Genomic DNA, 20,330 nt, shown 5'->3' on the forward strand with positions numbered 1-20,330 from the left:
CCTTTCAGCAACGCAGCCCGCCATCCGCCCGGAATAACAGCCGCATAAAGAGCGGCGCTCCCACCAGTGCGGTCACGATTCCAATCGGCAACTCGCCGCTTGGCAGCAACACACGGCAAAGCATATCAACCAGCATCAAAAAGATTGCCCCGGCCAGCATCACGCCTGGCAATACACGGCGATGATCTGCCCCCAAAAGCATCCGCACACCATGCGGAACAATGAGACCAACAAATCCGAAAATCCCACAGGCCGAAACAATGATTCCTGTAAGCAATGCCGTAAGGACCAGATATTTACGGCGCTCATGCGTCAAGTCCACGCCCAACGTGATTGCCGTTTCTTCGCCGAGCAGCATCGCATTGAGCTCACGCAGACGCAAGGCAAAGAACACGCCGCCTGCCAGCACTGCCATCCCCGGCAGCCACAGATTATCCCAGCGCGCGCCTGCCAGCGAGCCCATCGTCCAGAACGCTGCACTGCGCATCCCTTCTGCATCATTGGCTAGATACACCACCAGATTAGCCAGTGCTGAAAATAAGGCACTTACCACTGCACCAGCCAAAATCAGCCGTACCGCTGCGGCGCTCTGCTCTCTCCCCGCCAACAGCACAACAATGACAGTCGCTGCCACCGCACCGGCAAAAGCCCCTGCCGATACCCCCATGCCAGCAAGGAAAGCACTCCCCCCCAGCATAATGACCATGACAGCTCCCAGCGAGGCCCCCGAGGCTACCCCCAGGATATACGGCTCAGCCAGCGGATTCTGTACCAGCGCCTGCATGACCATGCCACAAAGTGCCAGCCCGGCTCCCGCCAAGGCCGCCAGCATGACCCGCGGCATTCTCAATTCCCAGATGATATCGTAATGCCCCTGAGGAACCGCTGCCTCCACTGGCAGCCCTATGGTCCCAGCCAGCACCGACACTGTCTCTGACCAGGGAATCGCCACAACCCCCACCGAGACAGCAAGCCCCGCAGTGAAAATCACCCCAGCAATCCCCACAGTCCAATATAACCAACGCAAATCATTCATATCCTTTCTTTTTATGTCTACGCAGTAATGATTATCATCATATATTGATAATCATAATCTGTCAATTACAGGAACAACAAAAACAGCGGCCAGAAAAAATCATGTTCGTAACCAACTACATGTTTTTTCCTGACCGCTGCTCAGTCATCTGCCTATGTTGTTTTCTCCTCTGTGCCATCAGATGAAGTACTCGATGGTCTTCTCGGCGGTAAGCTTCGTATTCTGGTTGAAGAACAGCACCGCCTCACGCTCCTCGGCAGGGCCCAGTGCATATAACCCCTGTTCTTCACGGTTAAAATACGCAAAGGGCACGATACGGTTGTAGGCTTTCGGATGTGCTTCCGTGGATTCGATTGACTTGTCAGCCAGCGCCTGCTCCAGCAGATACGGGTCGAACAGATAGATCCGCTCTCCGTCTACGCCTGTCAGCAGCACATAGTGGTCGCCATCCAGATTCAAGCGCACCACAGCTGCCCCTTGACGGCGCAGGGCATCGACGACGAGACTGTTCTCCCCCATATAAACGTCTTTTCCCGCCAGATACCGGCTCTCGATCGGCAGGACGCCGGTCTTGCCCACACCATCAAGCCAGTTGGACAGGAACATCATGGCCATGCGCGAGGTCCCCCGCTGGCCGAGCACACCGCCGCGTTCGTAGCAGTCCAAGGAATACAGCATGATGTTGCGGATAAGCTCCGGCGATATCTCCTCCCGCTCGAACAGAAAGCTCAACGCATTCAACAGCGAAGTCGGGCCGCAATCGTATTCAGAAATCTGATAGCGCAACGGATTTTTCATAAAACAGACCCTTTCTTACAGCCATGGAAATCCCTGACCTTTTTCAATCGCAATGATACAATCTCCATCTTACCCATAGCCTCTGCCAGTGTCAATAGCTGGACAAAAAACCGGGACGCTTCCTCGCTGCCCGGTTCTGACGACATGTTCATTTCATAAAAAGGCCACCATTGATATCAAGGGTAGTTCCTGTGATGCAACGGGACTCTTCCGATACCAGGAAATATACCGCGCTCGCAATATCCTCAGGTTCTGCCATACGCCCCAGTGGGATGATTGACTCGTCCACAGCCATCGCTTCGGTCATCTGCGTGCGCACGAATCCTGGAGCGACTGCATTCACATTGATCTGATACGGAGCCAGCTCCCGCGCCAGCGATTTTGTAAGGCCAATCACCGCCGCTTTGCTGCCGACATAATCGGCAGCGGTAGCAATACCGCCCACCTCTGCCGCCAAGGAAGCCACATGAACGATCTTGCCGCCATGCGCATTCTTCATCCGTGGTATGATTTGACGTGTCAAATGAATCACACCATAAAGATTGACACCAAGCGTTGCCGCCCAGTCAGCATCGGAGACTTCCGTGAAACTCTTGCTGAGCTGACAGATACCAGCATTATTCACGAGGATATCGAGCGAGTCATATTGCTCCGCTACCGCGGCGAACCAGTCATTGACCGCCGCCTCATCGGCAACGTCTACAGCAAAGCCACGGACAGCGTCTGGATAAAGGCGGTTGATTTCTGCCTCCACCTGCCGGTTTTCCCTTTCATTGCGGCCCAGGAACAATACTTTACTTCCCTCGCGGGCCAACCGTTCCACGATGGCCCGGCCAATGCCGCGATTTCCCCCGCTTACCAGTGCGGTCTTTCCTGACAAACTCATAACAAAGCCTTCTTCCCTTAAATTCGCACAGCCGGATCTTCATATGTTTCCGGTAGTATCCGCTTGAGGAATTTCTTGGTCCTTTCCTGCTGCGGATTCGTAAAGAACTCTTCACTCGTTCCCTCTTCCACGACCACACCATCAGCCATGAAAATGACATGTGACGCTACATCGCGGGCAAATTTCATCTCGTGCGTGACCACTATCATGGTCATGCCTTCCTCAGCCAGGCTCCGCATGACCTGCAGCACCTCGCCCACCAGCTCCGGATCAAGCGCTGAAGTCGGCTCATCGAAAAGGACCACATCCGGGCGAACCGCAATCGCCCGCGCGATTCCCACGCGCTGCTGCTGTCCGCCGGAAAGCTGGGCCGGATAGTAATCCGCCCGCTCGGCTAAACCGACCTTGCGCAAGGCGCGCAGACCGATTTCCCGCGCTTCATCCTTCCCCATGCCACGACCTGCCGTGAGCCCCAGTGTCACATTCTCTAGCGCCGTCTTATTGGCAAAGAGATTGTAATTCTGGAACACAAAAGCCGTCTTCTTGCGCACTCCAGCAATCTCTTTGGAGGACGCTTTTGACAAGTCAAGTTTTACCCCATCAAGCTCCATGCTCCCCGCATCAGCCTGCTCAAGGAAATTGAGACAGCGAAGAAACGTCGTTTTGCCCGAGCCAGAAGGCCCCAGGATAACGACCACATCGCCGCGGTCCAGATCCATATTCACATCACGAAGGACTGTATTATCTTGAAAGGATTTACGTACACCACGAATCTGCATCAACATGCAACCACCCACTTTCTATCATGCATTCCCGCGGAATGCTCCCAAACGACGCTCAGCAAAATGGTACGACCACTGGACAAGCGTGCAAAGTACCAGATACACCAGAAATACATCCAGATACGCTTCGATATAGTTATACCCATACGAAGCTGCAATCTTGCCCAATGCCATGACATCCTTGACCGTCATCAGGAAGGCAAGCGATGTTCCCTTTATCAGATTGACCGTGATATTGCAGATAGCTGGCAGAGCCACCACCAGTGCCTGCGGAATGATCACGCGCAAATATGTCTGGACTTCCGAAAGGCCTATCGACAGGCCTGCTTCAAGCTGCCCCTTCGGTATACTCAGCAGTGCCGAGCGAAAGACCTCCGTCAGCAGGGCTGTCGTATTTAAAGCAAATACAACCACTGCATACCAGAACGGATCGATTGTCTCAAAAATGTTGATGCTGCTACCAGCCGCTTTGAGCACCGCATGGATAAGGCTCGGCAACAGACTGTATAGCAGCAGGATCTGCAGGATGATTGGCGTACCGCGCACAAAGGAAACATAAAGCGCCGCCAGCCGGCTGCTCGAGGAGTTCCCCCGAATCCTCAAGACTGCCAGATAGAAGGCCGGCAGGAAGGCCAGCAGCAGAGACAGCGCCGTCAAGGACAAGGTCACACCTGCCCCCTTCCAGACTTCGCCAAAGGTCCTGGCCATGAACTCATAATCCAATTCCATGCGCTTCCCCTCCTTTCAGCCACTCTTTCCAACCATTCTTCTCTTTCCCCGTCGCGTCTTTGCTGCGGATAGCCAGCGTCTGCCCCTTATCCAGACGTGCTTCCAGCCAGTCAAAGACTCGTTCCAGCAGCAAAGTCATCCCCCAATAGATCAGCATGCAGGCTGTGTAGACCTCAATACCATAGGCCCCGAAATTCTGAGCAATGATAAGATTCCCCTGTCCTATCATGTCAATCAAACCGATGGTATAAGCCAGCGCCCCTTCCTTCAACAGATTGATGGTCGAGTTGGCAAAGTTCGGCAGGGCAACCACGGCCGCCTGAGGCAGCATAACCAGGAAAAAGGCCTTTATCGGCGGGATGCCGATGCTCACCGCAGCCTCGTACTGTCCCTGTGGTACAGCCAGATATGCTGACCGGAACACCTCCGATATATAGGCACCAAACAGTAGCACAAATGTGAGAATAGCAAATACCGCCCGATTCATCTGATTGATATTATATGAGAACAGTGCATCCATCAGTTGAGGCAGCCCATAGAACACGATGAACAGCAGGACGATGGACGGTGTGCACCGCATGACATAAGTGTACCCCTGCGCCAGCCAGCGCAATCCGCGCGTGCCGCCTATTTTCGCCCAGGCCAGCAGCATCCCCAGCAGCGATCCCCCTATGATACTGCCAGCGCCTACCAGCAGCGTTACATCAAGATATTCCAGCAGATCCGGCATGACCGTAAAAATCATGACCGGATCAAAAGCTCTGGTATCCATGGCAACCCCTTCTTTCTGTCTCGATTATTTCAGATAGGAAGACAAGCTTTCCCCGAAATACTTCTGCTCCAACTCAGCAATCTTGCCTTCACTGCGCAGCTCCTCAATGGCCTTATCGTATTCATCGGCAAACTGCTGCTCATTCTTGTTGAAGATTGGATACGTCGGAATGCCCTTATAACGGATATACGTCAGCTTATCGTCGAACTGATGATACGGTGCATCCTCTTTCTGGATGTTATTCTTATAGCTGAGCTCTACCTCCAGATAGCCATCGTAGCGGCCTTCCATTACCCAGCTATAGGCATCGGCGATCTGGAAAGCCTCCGACGAGACGAGCTTGATGGGCTTATCCTGATGCTCTTTGTTGTACGAATCGATGACCATGTAGCGTGCATCCTGCGGCGCAATCGGTACGAGCTTGCCGCTGAACTGTGCAAAGGACGACAAGTCCTTGATCTCATTGGCCGTATCTTTGCGGATGACCAGTCCAATTACGCTGGCACCGATATTGTTTTTCGGGAATACATATTTTTTCTTGCGCGCATCCGTAATCCAAATGCCCTTCGTCCCCACGTTATACTTGCCAGACTCCACACCGATGAGCAGATCATCATCGGACGTCGGTACGAATTTGAATTCATACTGCGGCAGTTTCTTGGCCACTTCCTTCATGACTGCGACCTCAAAGCCATCCGACTCTCCCTGTTCATTGACATAATCATACGGTACATAATAGTTGGTATGCGCCACGGTGATGACCTTCTTGCCATCGGCCGGTTTCTCTGCCGCTTTGTTGCCGCCGCAGCCAGCAGCCACCGTAAGCACACCTGCCAAAAGACCTGCCGTAATAAGTTTCCCTATCTTGCGAATATTCATCATGAATTCCTCCTATCAAAAACTATCATCCAATCCACAACAGCTGCCCTGCATCAGACAGCGGCTTCGCGCACCCATTCCAGATGCTGCCAATCAATATCTCTTGGCACCGTGCAGTCAGCCCCGAGGATAACGCCGCGGCGGCCAGCCTTGGCGATGAGCCGGCGCGTTTCCTGCTGGATTTCCTCTTTGCTGCCGCGATAGAGCACATCGGAAGTAAGGTTGCCAAACCCGCCGATGACCGTGCGACCGTCGAAGATCTGCTGGCCTTCTTCCAATGATACATGCTCAACGGAAACCGCCCAGTTGACGGCCTTGACCTCGTAGTCCTCATACCACTCGAGACGGTTGTGGTGACCGGCATAGCCGCAGACATGCAGGATATTGTAGTCACTGGCGCTGTTCGCTGCCGCCAGGATCTTCTTCTCGCCCGGTGCCAGCACATCCTCGTAGATTTCACGGGTAATGCCATCGCCGAGCAGGTTCTGCACGCTGAAATAGATACCTGTAACATGTGCCTCCGTGATTAGCCGTTTGGCCAATTTCGCCAAATCGGAAGAGATCACATCGAAGGCCTCACGGACCGTTTCTTTGTCTTCGCGGATAAAGGAAACGAGTTTCTCTTCGCCCTTCTCCCAATGGGACTGCATGAAACGAAATGTTGTGTTGGCACCAAAGACATTGTAGAACAATGCAATCTCATCACCGTAGCGCTGCACCAGCTGCCGCGCATACTCAATCTGCCGGGTGAACCAGGGATCATCCTCTGCCAGCGGCTGCAGATCCTTGAGGTCTTCTACACGCTGAGCCGCCGCAACCTGTGGATGATTGTAATGGAAGAAACCATCCGTCATGATCTTGACGTAATCGGGCCGGAACGAATCGATATACTCAATCTGTTTTGCCAGTACCTTCTGACTCAGTTCTGGATGAGCAAAGGCATCCGAACCAATCTCATCATCAAGAAAGTGAAACCAGAATCCTGACGGGATCCGTTCCACGCCTTTTCCATCTAAAGCATCGAGTACCAGTTGTTTTCTGTTGATTGTCATAAACATCCACCTCTGTCTTATATTTCATAGTTAACATGTATGTTTTATCTAATCGTTGTAGCTATCATAATTCAAATTATCATATATGTCAAGTATGTATTTGTAATTTTGTAAACTTATTTTTCCACTGGCAAAATCTAACTAATATATATATATAAACGAAAAAACATTGACAGCAACATGCTTTCCGTATATCATATTTAACATACCAAAGAAATATGATATACCTATACAAGGAGGAATTCCTATGCACGACTTTTCGCTCGAAGTTCACGGTACACATACATTCGATTCCACGGGTGCTATCAGTGCCCCCATCTATACATCTGCGACTTATCGCCATCCTGCGTTCCAGCAGAGTACCGGCTACGATTATGGCCGCGTCGCCAATCCGACCCGCGACGAGCTCGAGAAGACCATGGCGCTGCTGGAGCGTGGCGAGCGCAGCTGGGCGCTGTCCTCCGGCATGGCTGCCATCAATATGGTCCTGCACCTCTTCCGGCCCGGCGACCATGTCCTGCTATCCGAGGACCTTTATGGTGGCACCGTCCGTCTGGCTAACGACATCTACACACGCTACAACATCCAATTCGAATATGTAGATACGGCCGATCTCGAACTGACCGCCGCCCATATAAAGCCGGCTACTAAAGGCATATTTATCGAAACGCCCTCCAATCCCATGATGCGCATCAGTGATATCCAAGCACTGGCAAAGCTGGCCCATGACCACGAGGCCCTGCTCATCGTCGACAACACCTTCCTGTCGCCGCATTTCCAGAAGCCGCTGACGCTTGGTGCCGATATCGTATTGCACAGCGCCACAAAATACCTCTGCGGCCACAACGACATCATCGCCGGCATCCTCGTCGTCCGCGATGCGCAGGCCGATTACGCCCAGCAGCTGGAGCTCTTCATCAAATCCGAGGGGCCGAATCTTCCCCCGCTGGATTCCTGGCTGCTGCTGCGCAGCATCAAGACGCTGGGCCTGCGCGTCGAGCGCCAGTCTGAAAATGCCTTGAAGATCGCCCAGTGGCTGCAAACCCATCCGGCTGTCACCGACGTTTATTATGTAGGCCTTCCCAGCCATCCTGGTTACGGATTGCAGCGATGTCAGGCCTCGGGCAACGGCAGCATGATCTCCTTCAAGGTCAAGTCTGCCGATCTGGCCAAAAAAGCCCTTGGAAAGCTGCACCTCATCTGCTTTGCCGAAAGCCTCGGCGGCGTGGAGACGCTGCTGACCTATCCGCTGGCCCAGACCCATGCCGAGATGCCCGCAGAGCTTCTGGCCCGCACCGGCCTTGACGACCGTCTGCTGCGGCTGTCCGTCGGCATCGAGGAGGCTGACGACATCATCACCGACCTTGACCAAGCCCTGCAAGACTGATTCCGCAGAAAGGAGCGTTTCCCATGCCCACCAACTTTGACGAAATCATCGACCGCCGTGGCACCTCCTGCCTCAAATACGATTTTGCCGCCGAACGCGGCTATCCCCAGGACATCCTGCCCTTCTGGGTTGCCGACATGGATTTCCGTGCGCCGCAGCCTGTCCTTGATGAACTCTCGCGCCGCGTAGCGCATGGCATCTTTGGCTACACTGACCCGAAGGCAGCCTACAAGGACGTTCTGATCGACTGGTTCCGCTCGCACCATGACTGGACGCCCTCTGCGGAGGCCCTCGTCATAACACCGGGTGTTGTCTTCGCGCTCTGCACGGCCATCCGTGCCTTCACCCAGCCTGGCGACGGCGTCCTCATCCAGCAGCCGGTCTATTATCCCTTCACGGAATCCATCACCGACAACGGCCGCCGGCTTGTCAACAGCCCGCTCAAAGAACAGGACGGACACTATGTCATCGATTTTGCCGACTTCGAGGAAAAGATTGTCACCGGAAACGTCAAGCTCTTCCTGCTCTGCAGCCCGCACAATCCAGTGGGCCGCGTCTGGAGCCGTGAGGAACTCCTGCGCCTGGCAGATATTTGCGAGCGGCACGATGTGCTCATCGTGGCCGACGAAATCCATCACGAGTTCGTCCGGCCTGGTTACAAACATACCGTACTCGCATCGCTGTCTCCCCAAATCGCCCAGCGTGTCATTACCTGTACCGCCCCGAGCAAGACCTTCAACCTTGCGGGCCTGCAGCTATCGAACATCTTCATCGAAAACGCCTCGCTGCGCCGGAAATTCAAGCATGAACTGGCCGCAGCCGGCTACAGCCAGCCAAACAGCCTGGGACTCTTCGCCGCCCAAGCCGCCTATGCCCATGGCGAAGAATGGCTCTGCGAATTGCGCACATATCTGGAAAGCAACTACCAAAAAACAAAAGCGTACCTACAGCAGGAACTTCCACAGGTACGCTTGATTGAGCCCGAAGGCACCTATTTGCTTTGGCTGGATTTTTCCGCCTACGGCCTTACCGATGACGAGCTGGATGAACGGATCATCCATAAAGCCAAGCTCTGGCTCGACAGCGGCCATATCTTCGGCCCTGCCGGCCAAGGATTCCAGCGCATCAACATCGCCTGCCCCTGGCATACGCTAAAGCAAGGACTCGAGCAGCTGGCCAGCGCCTTCCGCCCCTGACAGCCATCTATCCATGGCAAACTCTGCCGAAATATGCTATACTGATAAAGTTTTACAAACCTTTTACGATAGGAGCATATTCATGAGCAACGAAAATAAAAAAGTCAAAGTACACTACACCGGCACGCTCAACGATGGCACGAAATTCGATTCGTCCTATGACCGTGGTGAACCGCTCGAGTTTGTCTGCGGTGCCGGCATGATGATCAAAGGCTTCGACGAAGCCGTCAAAGATATGGCGGTCGGCGAGACCAAGGACATCCACCTGCAGCCGGAAGAAGCCTATGGCATGCCGTCGGAGGAAAACATCGTCACGATGGAAATCAGCCAGCTGCCAGGTTCCGAGGGCTTGGAGGTCGGCCAGCGCGTTGCCCTGCAGAACTCGCTGGGCCAGCCGGTTCCCGTGACTGTAACGGAAAAAACCGCTACAACGATTACCTTTGATGCCAACCATGAAATGGCAGGCAAAGAGCTCAATTTCATGATTGAGCTTGTCGAAGTCGAAGCATAAGAAAAACATAAGAAAAGAAAGCGGCTCACATCCATCATGATGTGGGCCGCTTTCTTTTCTTATGATATTCCATTATCCCGATCCATCCATCCTATAGCCATCAATCGACAAATCCTCTCATCAAATCGACGCACTGAACAGAGAGCCCGCCGCAGACGTACTTTTCGCCAGATACTCCTGCGGAAGTACACCTGAAGACCCCAGCATATTTTGCTGCATCTGGACACTGGCACCGCTCAGCTTCGACTGGGAAATCACCTGGTTCCCCTGCATCTTGACGAGAACTAACGAACCGTCAGGCAAAACCTTGGTAACCGTCACTGTCGCAACACTGCTATCACTTGCAGCCGGCGCACTTGTCAGACTTTCCAAGATTTCGCTAAAGGATGCAGGTTGTGCCGTCTTCCGGACATACGCTGCCGGCCTTTCCGGCTGCTCTCCATACTGCATTCTGCTGGCCGCATTTACCGCCTGGATACTCATCCGCTCCACCTCCTTTCCTGCACCACAAACAACCTACACTTATATTATCGTCGCGTTTCGTTAAAAGTTTATATAAGGCACCTAATAATTTGATAAAAAAAAACGCCGTGCACTTTGTACACAGCGTTTTTGACATGTCAAATTCTCACAGCCAGCCCCATTGACCGGTCAAAGCAAATGCGATACCAGCACCAGCAGCGGAATGGCAATGATCGTGCGCTCCAAGAAGATGATAAACAGGCGCTTGAAATCCAGTCCGACGCCGGATTTGACGATAATGCTGCCGACCTCGGTCAGATAGATGATCTGCACGAGCGACAAACCGGCAACGAGGAAGCGCGTAGCAGCTGGCAAATCCTGGCTCGTAATCAAAGCCGGGATGAACATATCGATAAAGCCCACCAGCGTCGCCGGCGCAATCTGGAAAGCGCCCTCGACACCAAAAAGACTCAGATACAGGCCCATCGGATAGGAAATCCACTGCATGATGGCCGTTTCATTGACCAGCAAGGTACCGATCGTGCCCCAGGCAATGACAATCGGGATAAGATCCAGGATGATTCCGATTGTCATCTTGACGGCTGCATCGAGTGCCACGCGCAGATTGAATCTCTCGGCACGATTCAGCGCTGCCGCCCAGGCCCAGCGCAAAAGCGAAACATCGGGCGGCACTTCTTCGTTGATTTTCTTCTCCCCGCAATAACTGTCAGGAATAGCTGACAGCGGCCGGATACGCACGCCAATAGCAGCCAGCAAGAGGCCAATCGCCGTGACCGATGCATAGAGCAGCAGGAAATGCTGCGTCACATGCAAGGTCTCTGCCACGACCATGCAAAAAGGTATCGATACGAGCGAGAAATTCGTCATGATCGACGCCGCTTCGCGCTTGCTGTAAAAACCACTCTGATACTGGTTCCCCGTAATCAACACAGCCGTATTCGAAGAGGCCAGCCATGAGGCAATGAGGTCCACCGATGCCCGCCCCGGCACGCGGAACAAGGGACGGATCAGAGGTTTCAATAATATGCCTGTAAACTCCATGATGCCGCAATCGGTCAAGAACGGCAAAACAAAGCTCAGCGTTACCGCAATCGCAATCAAGGTCTGTGACAGCGACACCATGCTGCCGCCCACATCATCACTGCGCACGATTTCCGGGCCTGCCCCCAAAGCCACGCAAAGCGTGACAAACAGGGCGACCAAACGCGTCACGGCATAAGGCCGCGACACGAACAGCAAATCGGCCAGCCAGTCTATCTTGCGGATTGCCGCCGGCCGCCAAAACAGCCCCATCAGCGCCCCGAGCGCCGAAATCATCACGATTACAGTAAGCAGCCAGGGCAGATTTGCCTGCACGGCCTTATCCAGCATCTCAGTCAATACGCTGAGCACCGTGTTGAAATCACTGTCTGAGTTGTTGAGAGGAAACAGAAACATAAAGCAGCCAAAGCCTGAGCAAAGCAGGAATTTCAGCTTTGTCTTCCAGGAATACCCTTTACTTATTTCTGCCCCGAATTCCGTTGTCCGTTCCATTCGCTTCCTTCTTTCTTGAATCATACTTATCTATCATACCTTATTTGCAAAAAAATGCAAGCATTTCTGCATAAATATAAAAAACAGTGCTCCTGCAAGCACTGTTTTCCTTCTATCTGTTTTCGTTATTTTTTGTCCTTGCCAGCTGGCGCCGCTGCCTTCGGCGGTGGTGCCGCAGCTGCTTTCGGCGCTGGCGCCGCTTTTGGCTTTGCCGCCGCTTCTTTTGATGCTGCAGTCTTCTCCTCTGCCGCGCGGGCTGCCTTTTCCGTTCTGGCCTCGGCTTTGGGTGCCTTTTTCTCTTCCTCAGCCGCTGCCGCTGCGGCCTCAGCCTGCTGCTGTGCCTCCACCTGCTCCTGATAGGAGGCCAGGCAGTCATCGACCTTCGCTTTCAGCTCCTGCGCCTTGCCCGCATAGCCCGCCAGATTCCCCATATTGATCTGTGCAAGATAATCACTGGCCACTTGCAGCTGATTGATGTCGCCAGTTCCCAGATACGTCCGGTAGGCAAGCATCGCCGCCGTAAAACCATAGAGATTATACCCGAGCTCCGTCTTTCCCTTTTCTTCAAACATAGACAGATACACACGGGCCGACTGGTAATCCTGCTCCGCCAGCATGGCCTTGCCCTTCGCAAGGCTGTCAGCCAGAAGCTGCTGCTTGGAATATTCCACCACGCTGAAAAATCCCACTGCGCCAATCACTGCCATCACCAGCAGAACCACAACCATCATATGCAGTTTTGATACACGATCATCCATCAATCCGTCTTCCTATCCACTTTAATATTATATAAATGCAATCTACGTAACATAGTACCGCAGATTTGCCCGTTTTGTCCAGCAAAGAATCCGCAGCCCTTCCGAACCGCAAAAACGAACCTTAAAATAAACTATTGCACGATAAACCAAGACTATAATTCAAATTAGTTATAGTTTGAGAAAAGAATCACATTTTCCATTGACAAAGAACTTTTTAGTACCTATACTATTCTTGTGATGTTAAATGTGCAGACAGTCTTGCAAGCCAATGCTATCAAGGCTTCATCTGCAATACAAAAACAAAAACCAGGCCTTTCGATACCATAACATCGATAATCGATAGTTATGTATCAATAATTCAGAGGAGAGTGTTGATTATGGCAAAGAAACCAGTTCAGATTATGGAGACGGTCCTGCGTGACGGTCATCAGTCCCTGTGCGCAACGCGCATGCGTATTGAAGATATGCTCCCACAGCTTGAGGCCCTTGACGCGGTAGGTTACAAGGCACTCGAAGCCTGGGGCGGTGCAACGTTCGATACCTGCCTGCGTTTCCTCGGCGAAGATCCTTGGGAGCGGCTCGACACCTTGAAGGCCAATCTCAACACCCCGATCCAGATGCTGCTGCGCGGCCAGAATCTCCTGGGCTATAATCACTACTCCAACGATGTCGTAGAAAAATTCGTTCAGAAGGCATCCCAGCACGGTGTCGGCGTATTCCGCATCTTCGATGCCTTAAACGACGTCCGCAACCTCAAAGTTGCCATCAATGCAGCGCTCAACTGCCCCGAGAAGCCGGAAGTCCAGGGCTGTCTCGTCTATACCATCAGCCCGGTCCATACGAACGAAAAATTCGTCGAGCTGGCTAAAGAGCTGCAGGATATGGGCTGCCACTCCGTCTGCATCAAAGATATGTCCGGCCTGCTCAAGCCGTATGTAGCCGAAGACCTCGTCAAGAAGCTCAAGGCTGCGCTTGACATCCCGGTCGAGCTCCACACGCACTGCACGTCCGGTTTCGGCCATGCAACCTACCTCAAAGCCATCGAAGCCGGTGTCGACATCATCGATACGGCCCTTGCTCCGTTCTCCTCGGACACGTCCCAGCCATGCACGGAAACGATGGTCCGCGCACTTGAAGGCACGGAATACGATACGGGCATCGACGTCCAGAAACTCACGCCGATTTCCAAGCACTTCCTCAGTGTCAAGAAACGCATCATCAACGAATTCAACCTCAAAGGCTATTTCGATATCAACCCGAACGTCCTCGACTTCCAGATTCCGGGCGGCATGCTCTCGAACCTCGCCAACCAGCTCAAAGAAGCCGGCATGGAAGACAAATACCAGGATCTGCTCGATGAGATGCCGCGCGTCCGCAAAGACCTCGGCTACCCGCCGCTCGTCACGCCGTCCTCTCAGATTGTCGGCACGATGGCTACGTTCAACGTCATGAGCGGTGAGCGCTATAAGATGGTTCCGAAAGAATTCAAAGACCTCGCCCGTGGTAAATTTGGCCGTACGCCGGTCGCTATCGATCGCGACTTCCTCACGAAGACGCTGGGCATCGCACCAGAAGACATCATCGAGGATTGCTCGATCGAGGACGCTAAAGCCAAGACCTTCGCTGAGTTCGAAGCCGAGCTCAAGGAGAAAGGCTATCTGAATCCGTCCGAAGAGGATGTTCTCTCCTATGCCCTGTTCCCGCAGGTTGCCGAGGAGTTCTTCCAGAACCATTACCAGAAGATCACGGCTTACAAAAAAGCTTGATAACACGAACTCTCCTGTTATCTCATAAGTCAACAGCTCCGCACAATCCTGCGGAGCTGTTTTGGTATACAAACTAACACAAACTTGACAGCTACTAATCCAAAACGCTATAATAGATATGTAATTTTTATTATATCTTTAGGGCAACGACGCCTTTTGCAACTATCCGGTACATGTGTGACGTGTGCTCTCTTTGTGGTAGGAACAAAAGGCTTATTTTATTGGAAAAGAGGTATATTCATGGATTTATTAAACACTGTCGTCAATGAGGTCAATAATGTCCTTTGGTCCTATGTCCTCATTGCTGTCCTTGTCGGCTGCGGCCTTTGGTTCACGCTGTCGACAAAATTTGTCCAGCTGCGCCTGCTGCCGGAAATGATCCGCCTGCTGACGGATGGCATCGGCGAAAAGACAACGGGCAAATCCATCAGCTCCTTCCAGGCATTCTGCGTCTCGACTGCCTCCCGTGTCGGTGTCGGCAACATTGCCGGTGTGGCTATCGCAATCGTTACCGGCGGCCCGGGTGCTGTCTTCTGGATGTGGGTTATCGCCTTCATCGGCTGCGCTACCGGCTTCGTCGAGAGCACGCTGGCCCAGATCTACAAGCTGCCACGCGGCAACAATGCTTTCCATGGCGGCCCGGCTTACTACATCCAGAATGCCCTCAAGCAGCCTGGCGTCGCTAAGCTCTTCGCTATCCTCATCGCCGTTACCTACGGTCTTATCTATAACTCCGTACAATCCAACACCATCGCACTGTCCGTGCAGAATGCCTTCGGCATCCCGCAGCTCGGCACGGCCGTCGTTCTCTGTGTCCTCACGGCACTTGTCATCTTCGGCGGCATGACCCGCATCGCCAAATTCACGGAGTTCCTGGTTCCCATCATGGCCGGTCTCTACATCCTGACGGCCATTGCCGTTATCCTCTTCAACCTCGATAAAGTCCCGGGCATGTTTGCCCTGATTGTCCACGATGCCTTCTCCCCACAGGCTGCAGTCGGCGGTGGTCTCGGCTCGGCCATCCTCACAGGCGTCAAGCGCGGCCTGTTCTCCAACGAGGCCGGCGAAGGCTCCGTGCCGAATGCCGCCGCTACGGCTGACGTTACGCATCCAGTCAAGCAGGGCCTTGTCCAGGCCTTCGGCGTCTATGTCGATACCTGGCTCGTCTGCTCCGCTTCCGCTTTCATCATCCTGCTCTCGGGCCAGTATGTCATCGGTGGCGAAGTAACCGGTGCCGCGCTCGCGCAGGCATCGCTTGCCAGCCTCTTCGGCACCCTGGCACCGATTTGCGTCTCCATCATGATCATGATGTTTGCCTTCAGCTCCATCTGCGGCAACTACTACTATGGCGAAATCAACATCGCCTTCTTCGAGAAGAAATCCAAGACGTCCCTGAACGTTTTCCGCCTCCTCTGCGTCGCCATGGTATTCTTCGGCAGCATCGCAGAACTCTCGCTGGTCTGGAATCTGGCCGACCTCTTCATGGGCTTTTTGTGCCTGACCAACCTCTACGCGATTGCCCGCCTCAGCAAACGCGTCCGCATCGCACTGACTGACTACCTCGACCAGAAGCGCCGCGGCGTCAAAGAGCCGGTATTTGATCCGGCCATCCTCGGCGACGAAACCGGCATCCATGCCTGGGGCATCGATAAAAAATAAATACGCATAAACAAAAAGGCCGGACTATCCGCATCGATAGCCCGGCCTTTTTCTGTCCATCACAAAATTCTTCGCATACAGTGCCTGAAAATCACATTTTTCCAGCTTATTTTGCGTCGATTATCACAAAATTATCGAACACGCTCCCCCCTTCACCTAAAAAGCGAGCAGATTTGACAAGTCAAATGTCAGTTTTGTCCAATTGACAAGTCAGGTTTTGACTTGTCAATATACACACTATCTCCTTTCCCCACTTGATATTTGCGGCACAGCAGATATGCCTATCAATGGATGCAGGCTCATTTTCACTCGATCACCGTCTGTAGTAAATCTTATTTCCTTTTGCCCATTCTGCAATCACTGTACAATAATCTGCTGGCAATCTTTGATTGCAATGGCCCAATGCCTGCGTAATCCGGCCTTGTTTTACCTCTATGCAAGCAACGTATTTTTCCTGTTTTTTCATCGCGACGATTAAAGACCATCTGGATATAACCGCTGAATCATAGCTGGCGACACAATTATGAAATACATTGCCCCATTTACGTAATTCATTTGTATCCTTGGGCAACCGGAATGTATATTCACCGAGTTCTGTTTCCAAGGCCAATTCCTTGTCCTTATATTCATATACCGCATTTTTACGTTCAAAAGGCGTCCCAGCATCTCTATAACGATTTACTATCTCCGGATGCTCGGCAAACAATTCATCGACCAGTGCATCATGGACTTCCTGGGTAAGCCCTTCATTGAGCAGACGGCGATAAACAGCCCGATTGATCAAATCTTCATGGTATTCCAGCCCGGCTTCGATGAACATTCTCAGCGTATCCATTGCAGCATAGCTAAGGTTGTCATTACACCACCTAAGCACACGCGGGGCAATGGCTTTTTCCGAACGATGGCGCAACAGCCAGCGGCAAAAGCGCTGAAAACCGCGTATTTCATAGGCTCCCGCCCCACTAAAACTCAGCACCTCTGTGATAGTATCGTAGCGCATATCCAGCAGCCGATAACCAAAAATCTCTTCCCGATAGAAAAACCGCCGGATGATATTGATATCCGTAAAGCCGCATTGCCGAAGGAAAACATATACCAATATGCTTTCGGGATTTCTCACATAGGCCTTGCGCAGACTAGGCGGCGGATTTTCTATGGACAAAAATCTGCACAATTCCCGATAAACATCAAAGCCGCCTTGTTCCTTTATCACCTCATAAGCAGCCTGTCCCAAAACATCTTTCAACAAATAAAGCGAAGGATCTAACGTGCATTCACAATAAGCAAACAAATGCAGCAAGCCATGCGCCTCTCCTAAATAACTGGGACGAAATCCATATTTCCCCTCAGCAATCTCCTGCAAATATCCAATGGCTATATCGATAACCATCGCGGGGATATCCACATATTTTGCGGCTAACAATTCCGGAAACGTGATATTACCTCCGCAAACATACCCATTGCGCCAGTTTCTTACCGTATTTTCTACAATAGATACAGGCCAGCCCTGTACACTGCCATGGTCAATATCGCATACGATCGTCCATTCCTTATCCGTGACCTCCGTAATCACATTGTCTTCCAAAGTCACACGCTGGCTATGCAAAACAAGCTCCACCGTTCTATCAGGAAGCATCTCCACACTCCAGCGCAAAGGCAAATAAATGTAAGAAAATCGCTGGTCATCTATCCGTAGTTCCTTCAAACGATCTTCAAAACTGCCCGGCAAACATGGCTCCTCCTGCCAATCATCTTCGATGGCATTGTAATAAAAACACCTTTTCTTATCGTCCATTAAATCTCCCCAGCCTCCCTCTTAAACTCCCAGTAAACACTCTGCCCTATTTTTAGCATGTGCCATCTTTTTATCCTGATGATACCGTATCACTACGACATCTCATGTCGTTTGATCATTCATCAAATTTTTTACAAAAAACCGATTCTATCACAGAATCGGCTGTTTTCTATATATAGCGAACTATATCTTATGTATTCCCTTGTCTAATAATACATCCTATTTACCTTACATTGCCAGAACCTTTTGCACAAATTCTGCTTCATCAGAGCATATATCATAAGGAGCATACTCTTTATACGCATCAGGATTGCTCAAGGTTATAATTTGACTTCCTTTACCTTTTCTTACCTCTTCAATATAGTGCGTCAGCGATCTAAGCCGAGGGCCATGTTGCATTTGGACAGCAATACTGCCACGCTCACCAAAATTATTCACCACCAAGTAACACATTAAGCTCCCTCCTAAAATCTTCTTCTGATTGAATGCAACCAGATTCATATATTTTTCGTAAACGTCCACCAACATCGGGTGCATAGCCTTTCTTGTATAAATAGCTATGTAACCAATCATTCAATCGCCGATCATACGCTGTATTGAACTGAAATTCAATCGGATATACAGAATGATCCGGCTGATAATATAAGTGTAAGCCGCGATATCCATCGTCCATCTTCTTACCAGCTATCATATTGGATTCCCTGACTGGCTTCATATTCGCAATCTCATAAGCCTGCGAATAATCTTCTACGATTAACCTCGCTCCGAACAAATCATTATATGTACGTTCAACGGCATAGTTAGGATAGTATCTGTCATACTTGATGCGGCAAGACTCCAAGGACTTAATTCGGTAATCATACGGGAATTCTGCAGTTTCAAGTGCTTCATCGTAAAAATCTCTAGCTAGGCTTATGTCGGCCATCAACTCTTCCTTATCAAATTTATGCAGCGAATTCTTCAGACTTTTACTCAAATGTGTTGTATAAAACAATACCGATATATCCATACTCTACCTCCTTGCCTGTATTATAACAAAGAAAGTAGCCCCACCGCAATAAACGAATAACCTTACAAGTAACTTCCTGTTTTATGGCTCCTCGCTATTTAGTATGGGGATAGTGTAGATGTATATATAGGAAGGACAATGATTTTGGACATGAAAAGATAGAGTTGGCTAAGTTAAACCAACTCAAAGAATAAATAAAGGGCTGCGGACAAAAAGTAGCCCGTATGCTGTCTTCTTTTGAGCATAATCCCCTTATCTAGGTTTTATATTTTATCATTTTTTAGAATTCTTTATTATCATGGATGGCAGAACACAGGCCACCGCGCCTAATATAGGTATTTTACTTGCAACTGCAGCTGCAACTGCTGCGCCCGCTACATTTGCAACGCCTTCAGCGATTGTAGATGCAGCAATTTTTTTTTCATCGTTACATAGTGAGTTATCTTTTGATTGAGCGACACCTTTAATTACACTTTTAAGTGCCAAATCGAGCACTTCGGAAAAATTAATTCCTAAATCTTTTGCTTCTTCATCAACCCATGCTGGAATAGATACAGATTTCCTCACTTTTTTATTAAAATTTGCTTCTGCATATGCCTCTACATCCACAGAAACATACTGAATGTTTACAAAATCATACTCATCTCTATATTTATTTTCAGATTCTATTCTATCCACTGTAGTTGGATAAGGTATATTTTCCCCGCTCATTTTCAGCATATACAAATGTCTAGCAAGGCAATCCACTGCCTTTTCAGATACTTCTTTTAAATCCTTACCATCTATAGATATATAATTCAGATCTGGAAATTCAACAGAATATGCTCCGCTCTTTTTCTTAAAAAAAACCGCAGGATATGTACTTAGCATCTTCCCTCTCCTTAATACTCTAATTTTTCCATGTATACGTGTATATCCTTTGCCCCCAATCTATCAATGGGGGCAAAGGATTACTTTTCAAGTTTGTTTGGTTGCCTCTTTCTGATATACTTCTGCTATTCCTTCTGCTTTTCCTAGCTTATGCCCGTAAGCATAGGTTGTTGCTATTATTGTACCTCCTAGCGCAAGTGCTTCTTTTGGATGCTCTGCTGCCAATTCAAAAAAAAACTTTGCAGCTTCTGGCACAAGATCAAAAACGTGATCAATATCGGACATTGCTAATCCCTCCTAATATAACACTTCATTCCCTAACATCTTCTCTTATAGAGTATCATAACCATGCGCATAATGTCAATATATATATTTTATGTGCATGATTTTTATGTGCATAATTGTCATAGGTACAATATCATTCAAACC

21 protein-coding genes are annotated in these 20,330 nt (G+C 50.7%); 5 read left to right on the top strand and 16 right to left on the bottom strand.

All coding sequences use genetic code 11. The features are described from left to right. Nucleotides 1-4: 4 nt before the first annotated feature. The 8 genes from FZ041_RS05340 to FZ041_RS05375 form a co-directional block, all read right to left on the bottom strand. Entirely contained in the window at nucleotides 5-1,027 is a 1,023-nt protein-coding gene (locus tag FZ041_RS05340) for a FecCD family ABC transporter permease (RefSeq protein WP_255449264.1), read from the bottom strand. Nucleotides 1,028-1,213: 186 nt separating this feature from the next. After that, nucleotides 1,214-1,834 (bottom strand): peptidase C39, encoded by a 621-nt coding sequence (locus FZ041_RS05345; protein ID WP_075428288.1) that lies wholly within the window; start codon nucleotides 1,832-1,834, stop codon nucleotides 1,214-1,216. Nucleotides 1,835-1,982: 148 nt separating this feature from the next. Then, nucleotides 1,983-2,720, bottom strand: a complete 738-nt coding sequence (locus FZ041_RS05350; RefSeq protein WP_149188815.1) for an SDR family NAD(P)-dependent oxidoreductase — start codon at nucleotides 2,718-2,720, stop codon at nucleotides 1,983-1,985. A 17-nt stretch (nucleotides 2,721-2,737) separates the two neighbouring features. Continuing rightward, nucleotides 2,738-3,505 carry an amino acid ABC transporter ATP-binding protein gene (locus FZ041_RS05355; RefSeq protein ID WP_075428290.1) on the bottom strand — a complete coding sequence of 256 codons (768 nt, stop codon included), beginning with the start codon at nucleotides 3,503-3,505 and terminating at the stop codon, nucleotides 2,738-2,740. Nucleotides 3,506-3,523: 18 nt separating this feature from the next. Further along, a complete protein-coding gene (locus FZ041_RS05360) occupies nucleotides 3,524-4,231 on the bottom strand; it encodes an amino acid ABC transporter permease (protein WP_075444983.1) in 708 nt (235 codons plus the stop codon). Then, nucleotides 4,215-5,003, bottom strand: coding sequence for an amino acid ABC transporter permease (locus FZ041_RS05365; RefSeq protein ID WP_149188816.1), 789 nt, complete (start codon nucleotides 5,001-5,003; stop codon nucleotides 4,215-4,217). The genes FZ041_RS05360 and FZ041_RS05365 overlap by 17 nt, the downstream gene beginning before the upstream one ends. Before the next feature lie 24 nt (nucleotides 5,004-5,027). Continuing rightward, nucleotides 5,028-5,882, bottom strand: coding sequence for a transporter substrate-binding domain-containing protein (locus tag FZ041_RS05370; protein WP_149188858.1), 855 nt, complete (start codon nucleotides 5,880-5,882; stop codon nucleotides 5,028-5,030). Nucleotides 5,883-5,935: 53 nt separating this feature from the next. Further along, nucleotides 5,936-6,934: a uroporphyrinogen decarboxylase family protein gene (locus FZ041_RS05375; RefSeq protein WP_149188817.1), complete on the bottom strand. Its 999-nt coding sequence runs from the start codon at nucleotides 6,932-6,934 to the stop codon at nucleotides 5,936-5,938. Nucleotides 6,935-7,181: 247 nt separating this feature from the next. On the opposite strand from FZ041_RS05375, the gene FZ041_RS05380 reads away from it, so the two are divergent. The 3 genes from FZ041_RS05380 (at nucleotide 7,182) to FZ041_RS05390 (ending at nucleotide 10,028) form a co-directional block, all read left to right on the top strand. Further along, on the top strand, nucleotides 7,182-8,321 hold the full coding sequence (locus tag FZ041_RS05380) for a trans-sulfuration enzyme family protein (protein WP_149188818.1): 1,140 nt from the start codon (nucleotides 7,182-7,184) through the stop codon (nucleotides 8,319-8,321). 23 nt (nucleotides 8,322-8,344) lie between these two features. Next, on the top strand, nucleotides 8,345-9,517 hold the full coding sequence (locus tag FZ041_RS05385; RefSeq protein ID WP_149188819.1) for a MalY/PatB family protein: 1,173 nt from the start codon (nucleotides 8,345-8,347) through the stop codon (nucleotides 9,515-9,517). A gap of 82 nt (nucleotides 9,518-9,599) precedes the next feature. After that, complete coding sequence (locus FZ041_RS05390; RefSeq protein ID WP_149188820.1) at nucleotides 9,600-10,028, top strand: FKBP-type peptidyl-prolyl cis-trans isomerase; 429 nt, start codon at nucleotides 9,600-9,602, stop codon at nucleotides 10,026-10,028. Between the two features lie 120 nt (nucleotides 10,029-10,148). Here FZ041_RS05390 and FZ041_RS05395 read toward each other — a convergent pair whose 3' ends face one another. The 3 genes from FZ041_RS05395 to FZ041_RS05405 form a co-directional block, all read right to left on the bottom strand. Beyond that, nucleotides 10,149-10,520, bottom strand: coding sequence for a hypothetical protein (locus FZ041_RS05395; RefSeq protein ID WP_149188821.1), 372 nt, complete (start codon nucleotides 10,518-10,520; stop codon nucleotides 10,149-10,151). Between the two features lie 159 nt (nucleotides 10,521-10,679). Beyond that, on the bottom strand, nucleotides 10,680-12,044 hold the full coding sequence (locus FZ041_RS05400; RefSeq protein WP_187626318.1) for a YjiH family protein: 1,365 nt from the start codon (nucleotides 12,042-12,044) through the stop codon (nucleotides 10,680-10,682). Between the two features lie 125 nt (nucleotides 12,045-12,169). Continuing rightward, on the bottom strand, nucleotides 12,170-12,802 hold the full coding sequence (locus FZ041_RS05405) for a hypothetical protein (RefSeq protein WP_149188823.1): 633 nt from the start codon (nucleotides 12,800-12,802) through the stop codon (nucleotides 12,170-12,172). 377 nt (nucleotides 12,803-13,179) lie between these two features. Between FZ041_RS05405 and FZ041_RS05410 the strand changes: the two genes are divergently transcribed. Both FZ041_RS05410 and FZ041_RS05415 read left to right on the top strand, forming a co-directional pair. After that, a complete protein-coding gene (locus FZ041_RS05410) occupies nucleotides 13,180-14,568 on the top strand; it encodes a pyruvate carboxylase subunit B (protein WP_075444965.1) in 1,389 nt (462 codons plus the stop codon). Nucleotides 14,569-14,808: 240 nt separating this feature from the next. After that, entirely contained in the window at nucleotides 14,809-16,227 is a 1,419-nt protein-coding gene (locus FZ041_RS05415) for an alanine/glycine:cation symporter family protein (RefSeq protein WP_149188824.1), read from the top strand. A gap of 313 nt (nucleotides 16,228-16,540) precedes the next feature. Here the strand turns inward: FZ041_RS05415 and FZ041_RS05420 are convergent, their stop codons facing one another. From FZ041_RS05420 to FZ041_RS05440, 5 genes are all read right to left on the bottom strand, one after another. Continuing rightward, complete coding sequence (locus FZ041_RS05420; protein WP_149188825.1) at nucleotides 16,541-18,022, bottom strand: PcfJ domain-containing protein; 1,482 nt, start codon at nucleotides 18,020-18,022, stop codon at nucleotides 16,541-16,543. A 228-nt stretch (nucleotides 18,023-18,250) separates the two neighbouring features. Further along, on the bottom strand, nucleotides 18,251-18,475 hold the full coding sequence (locus tag FZ041_RS05425) for a DUF6718 family protein (RefSeq protein WP_149188826.1): 225 nt from the start codon (nucleotides 18,473-18,475) through the stop codon (nucleotides 18,251-18,253). Continuing rightward, the gene (locus tag FZ041_RS05430) at nucleotides 18,453-19,031 is read right to left on the bottom strand and encodes a nucleotidyltransferase family protein (protein ID WP_033170033.1); all 579 of its coding nucleotides are present in this window, start codon (nucleotides 19,029-19,031) and stop codon (nucleotides 18,453-18,455) included. The genes FZ041_RS05425 and FZ041_RS05430 overlap by 23 nt, the downstream gene beginning before the upstream one ends. 273 nt (nucleotides 19,032-19,304) lie before the next feature. Continuing rightward, complete coding sequence (locus FZ041_RS05435) at nucleotides 19,305-19,901, bottom strand: type II toxin-antitoxin system HicB family antitoxin (RefSeq protein ID WP_149188827.1); 597 nt, start codon at nucleotides 19,899-19,901, stop codon at nucleotides 19,305-19,307. A gap of 87 nt (nucleotides 19,902-19,988) precedes the next feature. Beyond that, entirely contained in the window at nucleotides 19,989-20,186 is a 198-nt protein-coding gene (locus tag FZ041_RS05440) for a hypothetical protein (protein WP_149188828.1), read from the bottom strand. Between the last annotated feature and the right edge of the window lie 144 nt (nucleotides 20,187-20,330).

This window comes from Pseudoselenomonas caprae, assembly GCF_008271345.1.
GTDB lineage: Bacteria > Bacillota > Negativicutes > Selenomonadales > Selenomonadaceae > Selenomonas_A > Selenomonas_A caprae.